The 858-nt window shown below is 59.8% G+C and carries 1 protein-coding gene; it reads right to left on the bottom strand.

Going from position 1 to position 858, the window contains the following annotated elements:
- A partial coding sequence (locus tag C5B90_RS19920; protein WP_115883634.1) for an ISH3 family transposase occupies positions 1-858 on the bottom strand: 858 nt, incomplete at both ends.

Here is an 858-nt window from a genome sequence, read left to right as displayed (position 1 = left end):
ACCACTCCCAGACGCGACGCCCCCCACGGCGGGGCGTCGCCACGTATTCCCAGTGCAAATACCGCCAGACGTTCTGTAACAGCAGGCTCACCACGACGTACAACAGCCGTACGACCGGATTTTGTGTCGTGGTCGTCGCGATACTTTGCTCGGAGAGTCGATAGCTTGCCTCGATACCGAAGCGTTTCGCGTAGTGGTATCGAGCGTCCCGTAGTGAGTCGATGAACGGCGCGTCAGCGGCGTAGCCGTGACGCGCCACCCCATGTTCGTCGTACCGTCCGTTCTGGTAGGTACAGTCGATGTAGACGGGAAACTCGACGGTCCAGCTGTGACCGTCGAGTCTCGCTGTCAGACTGTGCTGAATCACGCGACTCCATCCTTCTGAGAGTTCTCGCTTGATCGTCCGTCCCCAGCGCACGATCGGCATGACGTAGGCGTGGTTGTGCGCCTGAAGCAGCGTTAAACACTTGCTGTCGTAGAATTCGCGGTCAAGATAGACGGCCTGGACGCCGAGGTCAAGGCCGTCGAGAATACCGAGGAACTCTGCGAGGACACTGCTGGCGGTGTCGCCGTCTTCGAGACGGCGCACCGCCAGCGTGTAGCGTTTGTTCTTCACGCGTGCGTACAGCGTCGCGTACGCGTGGAACGCGGTGGTTCCACGCTTCGCTTGTGAGTGATACAGGCCGTCTGTATCGTCTTCGTCGCCGTAGTAGGGCCGCAGGTGGAGGTCTGCGCAGACCTCCACCTGCTGGGGAAGGACGTTGAGAATGTCCTTCTGGAGGAGCGTGTTTCCAACCTGTTCGAGCGTCTCGAGGTCGAACTTGGTGCGGAGATGGTAGAGAACGGAGTTTTCGTGTG

The organism is Haloferax sp. Atlit-12N (assembly GCF_003383095.1).
Classification (GTDB): Archaea; Halobacteriota; Halobacteria; order Halobacteriales; family Haloferacaceae; genus Haloferax.
The sequence above is the reverse complement of the archived record's forward strand: the minus strand, read 5'-3'. Positions and strand labels throughout refer to the sequence as shown.